Consider the following 15,205-nt stretch of genomic DNA (forward strand, 5'->3'; position numbering starts at 1 on the left):
TGACGGGGCACGTCCGGTGGGGATGCGGGGGCGCGGTGGACAGAGATCTGTACGGCAGGGAAGCGGTCCTGCACCCGGCCGGGCTCGCGGCCCGGTTGATCGGGCTGGCACCGGAGACCTTCGAGCGGGTGGCGTACGAGCACGGGGACGACCCTCCGGTCACGGTCTTCACCGGCGGCCGGGGCATGGGCAAGACCGCCCTGCTCAAGCAGGTGCGCAACGCCTACAAGGGGGCGACTCCGCTCGCCCTCCTCGACTGCGGGCACATCGACCGCCCCGCCGACCACGGCCCCGGCTGGAACCCGCTCACCGGGGCCCTCGCCGAGCTCGCCGTCCAGCTGGCGCCGAGGGTGCACGCGGCCAAGCCCGTGCAGTTCCCGCGCCTCTCGCTCGGGCTGGTCGCCGTCACCTCCATCAGCTGGTCCCAGGAGGACGACGAGCGGGCCCGGCGTGACCTTCAGCGGCTGGGTCCGGTCCTGGCGACCGTCGACGCGGCCAAGGGCGCCGCGACGACCTGGGTGAGCAAGGTCCTCGCCAAGCTCGCCGCCAACTTCGCCGAGGCCACCGCGCCGATGGCCGGGCTCCTCGCCGAGGCGACCGTCGAGACCGTCCTGGAGGAGGTGTTCGGCCGCCTCCAGCAGAAGTCGGAGAGCTGGTACGGCAGCTACCGCAACGCCGGCGGCCGGGGCAAGGCCGGGCTCCAGCAGCTGGCCGTCGACTTCGAGCAGGGCGGCCGGCGCCGCCGCGAGGCCGAGGACTTCCTCGTCGGGGCCCTGGTCGAGGACCTGTGCCGGGCCTACACCGGGCTCACCCGGCTCGGCACCCGCCGGGGCCGGCCCGTCGTCCTCCTCGACAACGCCCACGAGCCGCTCGGCCGCCGCCTGGTCGAACCCCTCCTGCGGGCCCGCGCCGACGGCCGGCGGGACCACGTGGTGGTCATCGCGGCCTCCCGCGTCCGCGACCACGAGGGGGTCCGGCACGCGACCCGCGTCCGGCTCCCCGAGACCGCCCACCGGGCGCCCTGCCCGCGCGGCACGGACGTCACCTCGGGCATCCTCGCCGTCGAGCTGACCCCGCTGAGCGCCGCCCAGACGCAGAGCGCCTTCGACCACTTCGACCCCGCCGGCCGGACCCCCGCCGAACTGGCCCGGGGCGTCCACCGGCTCACCGGAGGACGCCCCCTCGGCGTGGTCCTGCTCGGGCGGGCGGCGGGCGAGGCGCCGGCCCGGCTGAAGCCCCGGCTCACCCCGGGCGCGCTGCTCGACCTCACCGTGGAGCTGCGCGAGGACACCCCTCCGGTGCCGGTCGCGCCCACCCTCCTCGCCGAGCTGCTGCCGGGCCGCGCCCCCGGCCCGTTCGCGGTCCTCGCCGCCGCCCACGACGAGGAGTCGGCGCGGCTGCTCGCCCGGACCCGGCTGCGCGGCGAGTCCCTCGACGGGGACATGGCGCTGCGCGTCCGGGACCAGCTGCGCGCCGAGGACTGGCCGGAGAGCGGCGAGCGGTTCGTCGCCGACCCGCTGCTGCGCGCGCTGCTGCTGCACCGGCTGCGCTTCCACGACGCCGACCACCCCGCGTACGCCGCGTGGCGGGCGGTCCACGAGACCCTGCACCGGCACTACGGCCCCGAGCCCGGCCCGTACCGGCTGCACCAGGAGCTGGCGCTGGGCCGCACCGAGGAGGCCGTGACCCATCTGCGCTCCACCTTCCCCGAGGCGGACGTCGTGGGCTGGCTGGACCGCCTGCGGTTCATCAGCTCGGCGCCGTACCCGCGCGAGCAGCACCGCGCCGGGCCGGATCCGCGCCGCGCGATCGCGCTCGGCCAGGAGCCGGCCGAGCGGCTGCCCGCGGGGCTCGACGACGACCGGACCGAACTCCACCTGTGCGTCCGGAGGTTGCTGCACGCCGCCTGGCTGCTGACCGACCCGCTCGCCCTGCCCGACGACGAGGTGACCGACAAGCTGGCGCACGAGCTGCGCCAGCTCTCCGGGCGCCACCGGACGGGCAACAGACCGCTGTGGGACGCGGCCACCCACTGGCCGCGAGACATCCGGGCCTGGCGGGCGCTGTCGCTCCCGCCGGGCGGGGAGAACGGAGGCTGAGGACCATGGCCAACCGGCTGCGCTACCGCGTCTTCTACACGACCCGCCAGAAGGTCCTCACGACCCTGGTGGCCCTGGCGGTCCTCGGCACCCTGGTCGGGTACGCCGTGAACCGTGCCACGACCCCGGAGGACCGTTCCTGCGCCCCGGGCGTCGAACGGCCCCCGGGCACTTCGGAGTGCATCGGTGTCAACGGCTCCGGCTACGACTTCGGCGTCCCGTCCCTGACGGACGTCGCGAAGGCGGTCAGCCGGGAGAACGCCACGCTGAAGGAGGGCGAGTACGCGACGGTCGCGCTGCTCCTGCCGCTCACCTCCACCGACGCCGGGATGCGGGTGAAGGTCCGGCACGAGGTGCTGGGCGCCTTCGCCCGGCAGTACCGCGCCAACCACGCGTCCAACAGCGAGACCCCGAAGATCCGGCTCGTGCTGGCCAACACCGGCAAGGGCAACGCCCACTGGAGCACCACCGTCGAGCGGCTCAAGACGATGACGGCCGCCCCCGACCGGCTGCGCGCGGTCTCCGGCGTCGCCACCAGCTCCACCGAGGTACGCCTCGCGGTGGCCGCCCTGACCGCCGCCGGGATCGCCGTCGTCGGCACCACCATCACCGCCGACGACATCGCCAACGGGCCGGGGCCGGGCAACAACCGCTACCCCGGCCTGGCCAGGGTCTCCCCCACCAACGGCGACGAGGCGAAGGCGCTCGCCCACTTCGGCCGGGTGGAGGCGGCGAAGGCGCTGCTCGTCCAGGACACCCGGACCGGCGACCACTACACGGACACGCTGAAGGCGGCGTTCACGGCCTCGCTCAAGGGCGCGCCCTACGAGCCGCAGCTGTTCACCTCCCCCGCCGACCCGACGGAGGAGGGCACGACGGCCAACACCTTCCGCCAGATCACCCATCTGATCTGCGACACCAGGGCGGAGACGGTCTTCTTCGCGGGCCGCCACACCCAGCTGCGGCAGTTCATCAACGCACTGGGCTCCCGGGGCTGCGCGGAGCGCTCCTTCACCGTCCTGACCGGCGACGAGGGCTCCTACCTGGGCGCCGACGTCCGGCTGAACAAGGCCGCGCTGAAGGCGAGGCTGACCGTGCGCTACGCCGCGCTGGCCCATCCCGACGCCTGGAAGCCGGCGGCGGGTCGGCCGGTGCCCGGGACGGGCGGCTCGACGGCGGCGTACGAGACGTTCCTCGCCGACATCGCCCAGGTCTCCACGAAGCCGGTGCCGCTCGCCGACGGCCAGGCGATCGTGTCGTACGACGCGATGGCCACGGCGGTCCACGCGATCCGGCAGGCGACCCCGCAGGGCAGGCAGTACCCCGAGCTCGCGGACGTGGTCACCCAGTGGCCGCAGGTGAAGGGATCGCTCCGGGTCGACGGCGCGAGCGGCTGGATCTGCCTGGACAACTTCGGCAACCCCTTCAACAAGGCGATCCCGATCGTGGAACTGGCCCCGGACGGCACCCAGAGGTTCGTGCAGATCGCCTGGCCCGAGGGCCGCCCGCCGACGGGCGACTGCCTCCCGCCCCGCAGGGGGTAGCCCCGGGGCCAGGGCGGGCGAGCGTGCGGCAGGGCGTCGCGCCCCAGGGGGACTTTCCGGACACACCCTAGGGGACCCACACGGGCCAGGGAGCCTCGTCCCTCGCGTACAGCTCGCGCAGGTGCCGTCGGCGCTCCGGCGTCCATCCCGGCCAGTCCGCCGGGGTGCCGCCGAGCGCCGACGCCAGCCGCTCGACGTGGTCGTGCCAGCGGGCCAGCAGGTCGAGCGCGGCCTCCGGCGTCGCCCGGGTCCCGAGGGTGAGACGCAGCACGGTCGACCCGCCGCCCGTCCCGCCCGGCTCCAGGTGGAACCGGATCCGGGTGTGCGGCGGATCGACCGTGTACTCGGCCACGTACTCCGGGTCCCACGCGGTCACCCGTCCCGCGAGCACCGGGTCCCCGGTCAGCGGGCGCAGGGTCACCCGGCCGCCCAGCCTCGGCTCCAGCACGTCCGCCGCGCAGAACCACCGCGGCAGGCCCTCCGGTGTGGCGACGGCCGCCCACACCCGCGCCGGCGGGTGCGGCAGCTCCACCACGAAGCGCAGGAGCCGCGCGTCGCCGTCGTGGGTCTCGCACCTGCCCCGGGGTATCTCGCTCATACCTTCAGCGTGGCCCCGGGGCCGTCACGGTGCCAGCTCAGACGCCCGCGTAGGAGTGCTTGCTGCTCACGAAGATGTTGACGCCGTAGTAGTTGAAGAGGAAGCAGCCGAACGCGATCAGCGCGACGTACGCGGCCTTGCGGCCCTTCCAGCCCGCCGTCGCCCGCGCGTGGAGGTACGCGGCGTAGCCGACCCAGGTAATGAAGGACCAGACCTCCTTGGCGTCCCAGCCCCAGTAGCGGCCCCACGCGTCGCCGGCCCAGATCGCGCCCGCGATGATCGTGAAGGTCCACAGCGGGAAGATCGCCGCGTTGACCCGGTAGGAGAACTTGTCCAGGGAGGCCGCCGACGGCAGCCGCTCCATGACGGACCGGGCGAAGGCGCCCGGGTTGCCGCCGGTCGCGAGCTTGTTCTCGTAGGAGTCGCGGAAGAGGTAGAGCAGGGTGGCGACCGCGCCGAGGTAGAAGACGGCGCCGCAGAAGATCGCGGTGGAGACGTGGATCCACAGCCAGTAGGAGTCTAGCGCCGGGACGAGCTGGTCGCTGTCGGTGTAGAGCCATGTGGTGGCCAGGCCCAGGTCGAGCAGGACCGTCGTCACCAGCGGCAGACCGAGCCAGCGGACGTTCTTCTTCGCGACGAGGAAGCCGAGGTACGCGCCGACCGCCACGGTGGAGAAGGTGGTGGAGAACTCGTACATGTTGCCCCAGGGGGCGCGCTGCACGGCGAGGGCGCGGGAGACCACGCCCGCGGCCTCGACGAGGAACGCGAGGACGGTGAGCGAGACGGCGATCCGGCCGTAGAGGTCGCCCTTGACCGTGCCTCCCGCGGCGCCGGGGCCGTCGGGCACGTCACGGGCGCCGGAGGCGGAGCGGGTGACGACCTTCGGCTTGTCGAGGACGGCGGTGGAGCCGGCCGCGCCCCGCACGGTCACGGCGGGAGCGGCGGCCGTGGCGGTGGCCGACGTCAGCGCGGCGGCCGTGCGGCCCACCTTGCTGCGGCTGCCGAGCACCCACTCGGCGATGTGGGCCAGGAAGGCCAGGGTGTAGACGGCCATCGAGGAGTAGATGAGCGTGTTGCTCATCTGCGCCAGGCTTTCGTTGGTCTCGGCGGCGAGCATCACTTGGTCTCGGCCCCTTCGGCAGGTACGTCGGCTGGTACGTCGGCGGGTTCTTCTGCGGGTTCGGGCGCGGTCGGCACCTGGGCGTGGAGGGCGGCCGCGAGGCCGGCCAGTTCCTCGGGGAGCTTCGCGGACTCGCTCCGGCCGAGGCCCGCCATCTCGACGACGGTGACGCCGTCCTTCCCCCGTACCGCCCGGACCCAGATCCGGCGTCGCTGGATGAACAGCGAGCCGGACAGTCCGGCGATCGCGGCGATCGCGCCCGCGAGGGCGAGACCGTTGCCGGGCTGCTGGGAGACCTGGAAGCTCGCCCACTCCTTGATCTCCTTCTCGAAGGTGATCGAGCCGGCGCCGCCGGGCAGCGTCATGGTCTCGCCGGGCAGCATGCGCTGGGCGAGCTTGTTGCCGTGCGGGTCCTTGAACTGGGTCATCTTGGACTTGTCCAGCTGGTACACGTTCTGCGGCAGTCCGGAGTCCACGCGCAGGTCGCCGTGGAAGCCGGTGAGCGCCATGACCGGGAAGTCGAGCGCGGGGAACTGCGAGAACATGTCGCCCTTGCCGGCGCCGGCGAAGGTCGGCACGAAGAAGGCCTGGAAGCCCAGCTGCTCCTTCTTGCCGTTCTTGTCGCGGTAGCCGTCCATCACCTTGATCGCTCCGGTGGAGGTGATGTTGTTGTCGAACGGCAGCAGCGGGACGGCGCCGTGGAAGACGACCTTGCCCCGGCCGTCCTTGACGGTGACGACGGGCGCGTACCCGTGGGAGATCAGGTAGACCTTCGAGCCGCCGACCCGCAGCGGTTCGTTGACCCGGATGACCGCCTTCCTGTCCGCGCCGCCGGCCTCGGAGTAGGTGACGGCCGCCTCGAAGGTGCGCGGGGTGCCGCGCTGGGGGCCGCTCTTCTCGTACGTACCGGTGAAGCGGTCCAGCTGGAAGCTGAAGGGCGCCAGGTCGTCGGTGCTGTAGAGGGAGCCGGACTTGAAGTCGTCGTACTGCGTGAGCGTGTTGGAGAAGCCGTCGCCCTCGACGATGAGCTTGCCGCCCTCGGACTTGAACAGCTGGCCCCAGGCGAAGGCGACGAGCATCACGATGAGCGCGATGTGGAAGAGGAGGTTGCCGGTCTCGCGCAGGTACCCCTTCTCGGCGGCGACGGCGTCACCGGCGGAGTCGGCGCGGAACCGCCGGCCCTTCAGCAGCCCGAGGGCGGCCTCGCGGACCTGCTCGGGCGCGGCCTCGGTCCGCCACGTCGTGTACGCGGGAAGCCGGTCGAGGCGCTTGGGGGCGCGCGGCGGGCGGCCGCGCAGCTGGCCGACGAACTGCCAGGTGCGGGGCACGATGCAGCCGATCAGGGAGACGAACAGCAGGATGTAGATCGCGGAGAACCACACCGAGCTGTAGACGTCGAAGAACTGCAGCTTCTCGTAGAGCGGCGTGAGGGTCGGGTGGGCGTCCTTGAAGGTCTGCACCTTCAGCTCGTCCGCGCTGGTCTGCGGGATGAGGGACCCGGGGACGGCGCCGAGGGAGAGCAGGAAGAGCAGGATCAGCGCGACCCGCATGGACGTCAGCTGCCGCCAGAACCAGCGGATCCAGCCGACGACGCCGAGGGTGGGACCGCCGACGGCGGTCTCCTCCCTCGGGGCGGTGGAGAGCTGCGCTCCGGCCTCGCCGAGATCGTGTGTTTCGGTTTCGGTCTTGCTCATCGGAACTCTCAGATCCCCACCGTGAAGCCGTTGGACCAGCCCTGCATCGTGGACACCATGCTGTCCCACACGCCTGTGAGCATGAGCAGCCCGGTCAGGATCATCATGCCGCCGCCGATCCTCATGACCCACGCGTAGTGCTTCTTGACCCACCCGAACGCGCCGAGCGCCTTGCGGAAGGCGATCGCGGCGAGGATGAAGGGCAGTCCCAGGCCGACGCAGTACGCGAAGGTCAGCAGCGCCCCGCGGCCGGCGCTGGCCTGCTCGGTGGCGAGCGCGTTGACCGCGGCCAGCGTCGGGCCGATGCACGGCGCCCAGCCGATGCCGAAGAGCGCGCCGAGCAACGGCGCGCCGACCAGACCGGCGGCGGGCTTCCGGTGGATGCGGAACTCCCGCTGGGTGGCCCACGGCATGAGGCCCATGAAGAAGAGGCCCATGACGATCATGAGGACGCCGAGGACCTTGCCGAGCACGTCCCGGTGCTCCTGGAGGGTCCATCCGAAGTAGCCGAAGAGGGCGCCGCCGGAGACGAAGACGGCGGAGAAGCCGAGGACGAAGAGGGAGGCTCCGACGGCCATCCTGCCGCGCCTGGCCTCGGCCAGGTCGGTGCCGGTGACGCCGGTCACGTACGACAGGTAGCCGGGGACGAGCGGCAGGACGCACGGGGAGAAGAAGGAGACCAGACCGCCGAGCACGGCGATGGGCAGAGCCAGCAGCAGGGCTCCGCTGAAGACCGTCTCGTTCACCGGATCACTTCTCCGCGAGAAGCGGCTCGATCATCGAGCGCAGCTTCTTCTCGTCGAGTGCCATCAGCGAGCGGGCGGCGATCTTCCCGTCCTTGTCCAGCACGACGGTGGACGGGATGGCCTGCGGGTTCAGGGTGCCCTTGGGGAAGCCGTTGAGGATCAGCTTCCCGGAGGGGTCGTAGAGGCTCGGATAGGGAACCTCGTAGTCCTCCTCGAAGGCGATCGCCTGCTGCTTGTTGAAGTCGCGGGTGTTCAGGCCGACGAACTCGACGCCCTTGGGCTTGAGGTCGTTGGCGACCTTGGTGAAGTGGGACGCCTCGGCGCGGCAGGGGGAGCACCACGAGCCCCAGACGTTGAGGACGACGACCTTGCCCTTGAAGTCGGCGACGTCGAGCCGCTCGCCCTCGATCGTCTCGCCGGCGATCGTGCGGGGGGCCGTGCGTTCGCCCTTGGCGACGGTGGAGATACCGCCCGTGTTGGTCACGAAGTTGGTGTCACCGCCGCCACCGGACTTGCCGTTGGAGTCCGAGCCGCAGGCCGACAGAGCGAGGGCGGCCGACAGCGTTCCGACGGCGAGCAGGGTGCGTCGTGGGGCACGGTCAAGGCTCATGTGAAAAGTTTCGCATGGACGTTTGGGAGATCTTGGGCACCCCCCTACGTGCCCGTTAAGACCCTTGTCAAGGTCGCCTAAGGGCTGTCCGGTGGTCGCCGGCGGCCGTCAGGCGGGCCTGAGGAAGGTCTTCCAGCCCCCGGCCGGCGCCTGGCCGACCTCGAGCGTACGGAGCTTGGCGAGGATCCTGGGGTCCTGGATGTCCAGCCAGTCCGTGAACTGCCGGAAGGACACCAGCCGGACGTCCTTCTCGCCCGCCATGCCCTTGAGCGCCTCTTCGACGGCGTCCATGTAGATGCCGCCGTTCCACTGCTCGAAGTGGTTGCCGATGAAGAACGGCGCCCGGTTGGACTCGTGCGCGCGCCGGAAGCCGGCGAGGTAGGCCCCGGCGGCCTGCTTGCGCCAGCCGGGGTAGCGCGAGGGCATGCCCTTGGTGGTGTTCTTCGACTGGTTGGCCAGCATGTTGTAGTCCATGGAGAGGACCTCGAAGGAGTGGCCCGGGAAGGGCACGGCCTGGAGGGGGAGGTCCCAGATGCCCTGGCGCTTGGCCGGCCACGTCTGGCGGCCGCCGGGCGAGCTGGCGTCGTAGCGCCAGCCGAGGCGCTTGGCCGTGGGCAGGAGGTTGTCCTGGCCCAGGAGGCAGGGGGTGCGGCCGCCGACGAGCTCCTTCGTGTAGTCGAAGGGCAGCGGGTCGAGGTCGGTCCAGCCGCTGTTCGTCTTCCACTCGGTGACGAACTTCACCGCCTGGTCGATCTCGTTCTGCCACTGCCCGGGGGTCCAGTTGCCGACGGAGCCGGAGCCGCCGCAGAAGTGGCCGTTGAAGTGCGTGCCTATCTCGTGTCCGTCGAGCCACGCCTGGCGGACGTGCCCCAGCGTGTCCTTGATGTGGTCGTCGGTGAGGTAGCCGATGTCGGAGGCGCCGACGCGGTTGTTCGGGGGGCGGTAGAGGTGCTTCTTCGACTCGGGCAGGAGGTAGATCCCGGAGAGGAAGAAGGTCATCGCCGCGTCGTGGTTCTTCGCGAGCTCGAGGAAGCGCGGGAAGAGTCCGTTGCCGACCTCGCCCGCGCCGTCCCAGGAGAAGACCACGAACTGCGGCGGGGTCTGGCCTGGCTCGAGGGGGACGGGGGCGTCGGGCTGGTGCGGCTGCTTGCCGGTGTCGGCGGTGGAACCGTCACCGAGGAGCTTGACGTCGTCCGGGGTCGGGGCGGGCGAGCTCCCGCCCGAGGCGTCACCGCCCTTACCCGCTCCGGAACGACCCTTTTTGTCCTGATTACCGGTGTTACATCCGGCTACCCCGATCGCCGCGGCGGCACCAACGCCCGCCCCCAGAAGTCCCCTTCGAGTGATCCCGCGCATGTCGTACCCCATTCGCGCTTACGTATGACCCGAAGGTCATCCAAACCGACAATGAGTGAGATGCCGGGAGGAAGGCGGAGGTTCCGGGAAATCGCACAAAAAATTCAGGGCGACCGGATGACGGTGTGTCATCCGGTCGCCCTGAGGGGTGTACCCGCTGGACTCCTGTCCGAACGTTCCGCCCGGACGGGTCGTGTGAAGGGGCGCGCGGAAGGGGCGCGGGGAAAGCGCTACGCGCCGAAGGGCTACGCGCCGAAGGCCTTCGACTTCCCCTTCACCGGCTTCGCGCCCGCGAGCAGGTGCGGCGGTACGAGATCCCGGGCCGGCTCGCTGTACCCGACCGACACGATCCGGTCGCCCTGGTACGTGAACGAGGTCAGCGAGGCCAGCGTGCACTGCCGGCGCCGCGGGTCGTGCCACAGGCGGCGCTTCTCCACGAAGCTGCGCACGATCCAGATCGGCAGCTGGTGGCTGACGCAGACCGCCTCGTGGCCGCGGGCCGCGTCCTTCGCCGCGTCCAGCGCGCCCATCATCCGGACGACCTGCTCGACGTACGGCTCGCCCCAGGACGGCTTGAACGGGTTGGTCAGGTGCTTCCAGTTGCCGGGCTTGCGCAGCGCGCCGTCGCCGACCCCGAAGGTCTTGCCCTCGAAGACGTTGCCCGCCTCGAGCAGCCGCTCGTCGGTGGCCAGATCCAGACCGTGACTCTTGGCCACCGGCTGCGCCGTCTCCTGGGCGCGCTCCAGCGGCGAGGCGACGACGTACGTGACGTCCCGCTCGGCGAGGTGGTCGGCGACCCGGTCGGCCATCCGCCGGCCCAGCTCGGACAGGTGGTAGCCCGCGCGGCGGCCGTAGAGGATGCCGTCGGGGTTGTGGACCTCGCCGTGCCGCACCAGGTGCACGACGGTGATGTCACTGGCGGAGCCGGTCATGCCGTTGCCTCCGCTGCGGCGCGGGCGGCGGCGGGCAGGGCGGCGGCGATCCGCTCGACCGCGCGCTCGTCGTGGGCCGTGGACACGAACCAGGACTCGAAGGCGGACGGCGGCAGATAGACCCCGTCGGCCAGCATCGAGTGGAAGAAGGCGTTGAAGCGGAACGCCTCCTGCTTCTTCGCGTCGTCGTAGTTCCGGACCTCGGCGGCCGTGAAGAAGACGGAGAACATGTTGGAGGCGGTCTGCAGCCGGTGCGCGACGCCCTCCTTGGTGAGCGCGCCGGTGACGAGGCCCTGGATCTCCCGGGAGACGGCGTCGACCGTGGCGTAGGCGGCGTCGTCCAGCAGCCGCAGCTGCGCCAGGCCGGCCGCGGTCGCGACCGGGTTCCCGGAGAGCGTGCCCGCCTGGTAGACCGGGCCGGCCGGGGCGAGGTGACCCATGACGTCGGCGCGGCCGCCGAAGGCGGCGGCCGGGAAACCGCCGCCCATGACCTTGCCGAAGGTCATCAGGTCGGGCGCGACGCCGTCGACGCCGTACCAGCCGGCCCGCGAGGTGCGGAAGCCCGTCATGACCTCGTCGGAGATGTACAGGGCACCGTTGTCGGCGCACAGCTGCTTCAGTCCGGCGTTGAACCCCTCGGCCGGCGGGACGACGCCCATGTTGCCGGGCGACGCCTCGGTGATCACACAGGCGATCTCGCCCGGGTGCGCGGCGAACGCGGCCCGCACCGCCTCCAGGTCGTTGTACGGCAGGACGACCGTGTCCCCGGCCTGCGCCCCCGTCACGCCGGGCGTGTCGGGCAGGCCGAAGGTGGCCACACCGGAGCCCGCGGCGGCGAGCAGCGCGTCGACGTGGCCGTGGTAGCAGCCGGCGAACTTCACGACCTTCGCGCGGCCGGTGAAGCCGCGGGCGAGGCGGATCGCCGACATGGTCGCCTCGGTACCGGAGGAGACCAGCCGGACCTGCTCGACCGGCTCGACGCGGGCGACGATCTCCTCGGCGAGGGCGACCTCGCCCTCACCCGGCGTACCGAAGGAGGTGCCGCGGGCGACGGCGGCCTGCACCGCGGCGATCACCTCGGGGTGGGAATGGCCGAGGATCATCGGCCCCCACGAGCACACGAGGTCGACGTACTCACGACCGTCCGCGTCGGTGAGGTACGGACCCGCACCGGACACCATGAACCGGGGCGTTCCGCCCACCGCCCGGAAGGCGCGCACCGGTGAGTTCACGCCGCCTGGCGTCACGAGGGAGGCGCGGTCGAAAAGCGTCTGTGAGACTGGGGCTTCGTATGAATACGGCACTGTGGTCCTGACCTGCGAGTACGGCTGCGAGTACGGAGGGAAGGCGTGGGCTCCCGTTGCGTTACGCCGAGGCGTCGCTCCTCCGGGTCTGCAAAACTGGGGCGTCATAGGGATGGCTCACGGAATCCATGGTGTCAGAGCGTCGGACGTTCTTGCGGACGGGTGTTTCACCGCGAGAGCGTGGGGGAGGTCACTGACACGATGATCGGGTTGCGCGGCGGGGGTCGTGCTGCCTAAAAAAGCAGTCGGGTGGAGATATGCATCGCGGTGGCGGACTGGGCGAGGGGACGGACGACCTGGGTCCTGAGCCTGCCCGTCGGGGGAGGCACCGGCGACGGCGTACGGAGGAACCGACGGAGTCCACGGGACCGGCCGGATCGCCGGGACCGAAGGGGCCGACAGGGCCGATGGGATCGATGGGACCGACGAGTCCCACAGGACCGATGTCAGGGAGCGGGAGTGGCCGGTTGGGGGTGACGTACAAGTACTTCGGCGCACCCGACGGCGCCACGGCGGCCCGCGTCCCGATCTCGATGCGCCCGGAGGAGCTGGGCGGCGACGAGCTGGGCATGGGCGGCATGTTCACCAAGATCAAGCCGGAGACCATAGCCGCGATGGTCCTCACCGGCATCCAGGGCATGCCCCTGCACAAGGTGCCCCCGCTGGAACTGGTCGTCCTGCACCCCGACTACGCCGTGGTGAAGCTGCCCATGACCGTGGTCGACCCGCTGCGCGGCATCGGCGAGGAATCGGTCGGCGCGGCGGCCTTCATCTGGTCCACGGTCCCCGACCGCGGCGGCCCGCGGGACGCCTTCAACGTCTACCAGCTGCTGCACGAGTGGCAGGACTTCTCCGTACGGCTCCACGAGGCCGGCCACCAGCCGTACTGCCTGGTCTGGCCCTGACCGCCCGCCGGACCGACGGCCCGTGACCCGGGTCCGTCGCAGCGGGCTGTGTCCGCGATCCGCAACCGCGATCCGCACCCCCGGGCTGGGCACCCGTGTCAGCGGCCCGTATGCCCAGGCGTTTCGTCACACTTTCCCCTCCCATAAGTGCTGAAGTGTGGACAAAGCGGTATGCGGTGCGCGCGGTCGTGTCCGGTGGCGCGCCCGCGCGAGGAAGGACGACGACGTGAGCGGTGTACGCGGAGTGCGCGTGGCGGACGGACCCATGCAGATCGGGGAGGTCGCGGCGCGGACGGAACTGTCCCTGCGGGCCATCCGCCAGTACGAGGACAGTGGCCTGGTGGTCCCCTCGGCCTCCTCGCCGGGAGGTTTCCCGCTCTACACGGACGCCGACGTGGACCGGCTCCTGGTGATCCGCCGGATGAAGCCCCTCGGCTTCACCCTGGAGGAGACCCGCGAGCTGTTGGAGGCCATGGACCGGCTCGCCGTGGACCACCCCGGCACGGACGCGGAACTCTCCCCCGAGGAGCGGTCCGCGCTGGCCGCACGGGTTCGCGGGTACGAACAGGCTGCCACCGCACGGGTCGCCGAACTGCGCGAGCAGCTCGCCCGCGTGGAGGAGTTCGCCGGCTCCCTGCGCGCCTGCCTCGGGACGACCACGCCGGCGTGAGCGGGGCGCGGCGAGGGGGCCGGGGCCGGCGGGGCGTGGTTGCTTCGGCGGGCACGGCCGAGGGCCGGCCGGTCGCGTGGCGGTCTTTCCCGCGACGGGGCCGCACCAGCGCGGCGGGGATGCCCTCGGCGGGGACGGTCCGGCCAAGGCGGACCGGGGGGCTCCCGCGACGCGGACGGGTCCGGCCAAGGCTGACCGGGGGCGAACCGCAGGCATGGGCCCCGGCGAGTGAGCCGAAGGGCGCGCCGGGGGAACACGGACGAACGCGCGCAGCCCCCGAGGAACGAGGGGGTGAGCACGTACGGGCGTGTGAGCCCGGCTCTCAGCGCCCGGGGGCGAACCGAGCCCCCGAGAGGAAGTCGGGTGAGCACGTACGGGCGTGTGAGCCCGGCTCTCAGCGCCCGGAGGCGAACCGAGCCCCAAAAGAACGCGCGGCGCGGGCGTGGCTACCTCGGTGGAGCGGCTTCGGTCCGGTGGTCCCGCAGGGCCCGGGCGAGGTCGTCGAAGAAGCGGGCGTACGCCGCGGGGCTCGGCGGGGTCTCCGGGTTCCAGGGCGCCACGCGCGCGTGGCCCACGGGCGGGAGGTCCGAGGGCTGGACGGCGTTGGCCCGGCTGTCGAAGAGGACGAGATCCGGCCGGAGCCGTGCGGCGTGCTCCCAGTCGGCGGTGAGCCAGTTCGCGCCGGGCCCGGGCCCCGGGTCCAGGACCCGCACCCCCAGCTCGACGAGCCGCGCCAGCTCGGGCCAGGCGTGTGGACGCGCCAGGTGGGCCTGGTCGCGGCCGGCGCCGGAGAGCACGAGGACGCCGATCTCGGCTCCTCCGTCGGAGACGGCGGCCCGCAGGGTGTCCTCGGCCTGCTCCACCGCGCCGAAGCCCGCACCGGGAAGCGGCCCGGAGCCCGCGCGGAAGTCCACGTCGGAGCCCGCATCCGCGCCCGCTCCCGGCCCCGCGCCCCCGTCGGCCGCCCCCAGCGCGGCCCCCAGCTCGCCGAACCGTCCGATGATCTCCGCCAGGGTCGTCTCGTTGCCCACCGACAGCGCGACCAGCGGCACCCCGACCCGCTCGGCGACGGCCTCGTCCAGCGCGTACGGGCTCTTCCCGTCGTACGTCACCTCGACCACCAGGTCGGGCCGCAGGCCGCGCAGCGCCTCCTCGTCCAGGCTCCGCCCGGGACCGAGGTACGGCACACCGGCCGCCGCCAGGTCGCCCGCCTTGACCGGATCGAGCACGGTCCCGTCGTGCCCGGAGCCGTACACCGCCACCGGTGTCACCCCGAGGTCCCGCAGCGCCGCCCCGGCCCGCACGTAGGCCACCACCCGCTCCGGCTTCCGCGCGGCCGTCACCGCCGCGCCCCTGTCGTCGACGAACTCCCACACACCCGCGTCCGACATCCGGTTGCTCCCTCCCCGGCCGGAAATAACCCTCTGCCCGCCACCTTGGAGGGCTTCCCGCACCCGCACAAGAGCGCCTCCGGCGGTCTTCGGCGCCTCCCTCCGGCGCATCCCGGCCGCCGCGCGCGGCCCGTTCCGGCCCGCCCTGCCGAAAGGCCGTCGACGGGTGTTTACTGAACAGGTCGGGAGGAAGCAGTAGGAACCGTCAGCGCCGTACGCGGGCGCCGGAGGTACGC

The 15,205-nt window shown here is 72.1% G+C and carries 13 protein-coding genes; 4 read left to right on the forward strand and 9 right to left on the reverse strand.

Annotated features, from left to right (window positions below):
• Window positions 1-35: 35 nt before the first annotated feature.
• Both ACZ68P_RS24625 and ACZ68P_RS24630 read left to right on the forward strand, forming a co-directional pair.
• On the forward strand, window positions 36-2,099 hold the full coding sequence (locus ACZ68P_RS24625) for a hypothetical protein (protein ID WP_471009655.1): 2,064 nt from the start codon (window positions 36-38) through the stop codon (window positions 2,097-2,099).
• Window positions 2,100-2,104: 5 nt separating this feature from the next.
• Entirely contained in the window at window positions 2,105-3,643 is a 1,539-nt protein-coding gene (locus tag ACZ68P_RS24630) for a type 1 periplasmic-binding domain-containing protein (RefSeq protein WP_471009657.1), read from the forward strand.
• Window positions 3,644-3,710: 67 nt separating this feature from the next.
• On the opposite strand, the gene ACZ68P_RS24635 is transcribed toward ACZ68P_RS24630, so the two are convergent.
• From ACZ68P_RS24635 to hemL, 8 genes are all read right to left on the reverse strand, one after another.
• On the reverse strand, window positions 3,711-4,241 hold the full coding sequence (locus ACZ68P_RS24635; RefSeq protein WP_471009659.1) for an SRPBCC domain-containing protein: 531 nt from the start codon (window positions 4,239-4,241) through the stop codon (window positions 3,711-3,713).
• Window positions 4,242-4,278: 37 nt separating this feature from the next.
• Window positions 4,279-5,361 carry a c-type cytochrome biogenesis protein CcsB gene (gene ccsB, locus ACZ68P_RS24640; protein WP_471009660.1) on the reverse strand — a complete coding sequence of 361 codons (1,083 nt, stop codon included), beginning with the start codon at window positions 5,359-5,361 and terminating at the stop codon, window positions 4,279-4,281.
• Window positions 5,358-7,055, reverse strand: coding sequence for a cytochrome c biogenesis protein ResB (resB, locus tag ACZ68P_RS24645; protein WP_471009662.1), 1,698 nt, complete (start codon window positions 7,053-7,055; stop codon window positions 5,358-5,360). Before resB ends, ccsB begins: the two co-directional genes overlap by 4 nt.
• Window positions 7,056-7,063: 8 nt before the next feature.
• Entirely contained in the window at window positions 7,064-7,801 is a 738-nt protein-coding gene (locus tag ACZ68P_RS24650; protein WP_365717530.1) for a cytochrome c biogenesis CcdA family protein, read from the reverse strand.
• 4 nt (window positions 7,802-7,805) lie between these two features.
• On the reverse strand, window positions 7,806-8,411 hold the full coding sequence (locus ACZ68P_RS24655; RefSeq protein WP_471009664.1) for a TlpA family protein disulfide reductase: 606 nt from the start codon (window positions 8,409-8,411) through the stop codon (window positions 7,806-7,808).
• 108 nt (window positions 8,412-8,519) lie between these two features.
• Window positions 8,520-9,767 (reverse strand): polysaccharide deacetylase family protein, encoded by a 1,248-nt coding sequence (locus ACZ68P_RS24660; protein ID WP_471009665.1) that lies wholly within the window; start codon window positions 9,765-9,767, stop codon window positions 8,520-8,522.
• A gap of 245 nt (window positions 9,768-10,012) precedes the next feature.
• A complete protein-coding gene (locus ACZ68P_RS24665) occupies window positions 10,013-10,699 on the reverse strand; it encodes a histidine phosphatase family protein (protein ID WP_365717524.1) in 687 nt (228 codons plus the stop codon).
• Window positions 10,696-12,003: a glutamate-1-semialdehyde 2,1-aminomutase gene (gene hemL / locus ACZ68P_RS24670; RefSeq protein ID WP_471009669.1), complete on the reverse strand. Its 1,308-nt coding sequence runs from the start codon at window positions 12,001-12,003 to the stop codon at window positions 10,696-10,698. Before hemL ends, ACZ68P_RS24665 begins: the two co-directional genes overlap by 4 nt.
• 257 nt (window positions 12,004-12,260) lie before the next feature.
• On the opposite strand from hemL, the gene ACZ68P_RS24675 reads away from it, so the two are divergent.
• The gene (locus ACZ68P_RS24675; protein WP_471009671.1) at window positions 12,261-12,908 is read left to right on the forward strand and encodes a hypothetical protein; all 648 of its coding nucleotides are present in this window, start codon (window positions 12,261-12,263) and stop codon (window positions 12,906-12,908) included.
• Between the two features lie 265 nt (window positions 12,909-13,173).
• On the forward strand, window positions 13,174-13,578 hold the full coding sequence (locus ACZ68P_RS24680; protein ID WP_471009751.1) for a MerR family transcriptional regulator: 405 nt from the start codon (window positions 13,174-13,176) through the stop codon (window positions 13,576-13,578).
• A gap of 446 nt (window positions 13,579-14,024) precedes the next feature.
• Here the strand turns inward: ACZ68P_RS24680 and ACZ68P_RS24685 are convergent, their stop codons facing one another.
• Entirely contained in the window at window positions 14,025-14,969 is a 945-nt protein-coding gene (locus ACZ68P_RS24685; protein ID WP_471009672.1) for a substrate-binding domain-containing protein, read from the reverse strand.
• Window positions 14,970-15,205 lie beyond the last annotated feature (236 nt).

The organism is Streptomyces sp. NPDC036822 (assembly GCF_055609145.1).

Bases quoted from the DNA above. Each gene is read 5' to 3' on its own strand.
- ACZ68P_RS24685 (WP_471009672.1), bottom strand. From the start codon at position 14,969: ATGTCGGACGCGGGTGTGTGGGAGTTCGTCGACGACAGGGGCGCGGCG.
- ACZ68P_RS24635 (WP_471009659.1), bottom strand. From the start codon at position 4,241: ATGAGCGAGATACCCCGGGGCAGGTGCGAGACCCACGACGGCGACGCG.
- resB (WP_471009662.1), bottom strand. From the start codon at position 7,055: ATGAGCAAGACCGAAACCGAAACACACGATCTCGGCGAGGCCGGAGCG.
- ACZ68P_RS24630 (WP_471009657.1), top strand. From the start codon at position 2,105: ATGGCCAACCGGCTGCGCTACCGCGTCTTCTACACGACCCGCCAGAAG.
- ACZ68P_RS24665 (WP_365717524.1), bottom strand. From the start codon at position 10,699: ATGACCGGCTCCGCCAGTGACATCACCGTCGTGCACCTGGTGCGGCAC.
- ACZ68P_RS24655 (WP_471009664.1), bottom strand. From the start codon at position 8,411: ATGAGCCTTGACCGTGCCCCACGACGCACCCTGCTCGCCGTCGGAACG.
- ACZ68P_RS24680 (WP_471009751.1), top strand. From the start codon at position 13,174: ATGCAGATCGGGGAGGTCGCGGCGCGGACGGAACTGTCCCTGCGGGCC.
- ACZ68P_RS24675 (WP_471009671.1), top strand. From the start codon at position 12,261: ATGCATCGCGGTGGCGGACTGGGCGAGGGGACGGACGACCTGGGTCCT.
- ACZ68P_RS24660 (WP_471009665.1), bottom strand. From the start codon at position 9,767: ATGCGCGGGATCACTCGAAGGGGACTTCTGGGGGCGGGCGTTGGTGCC.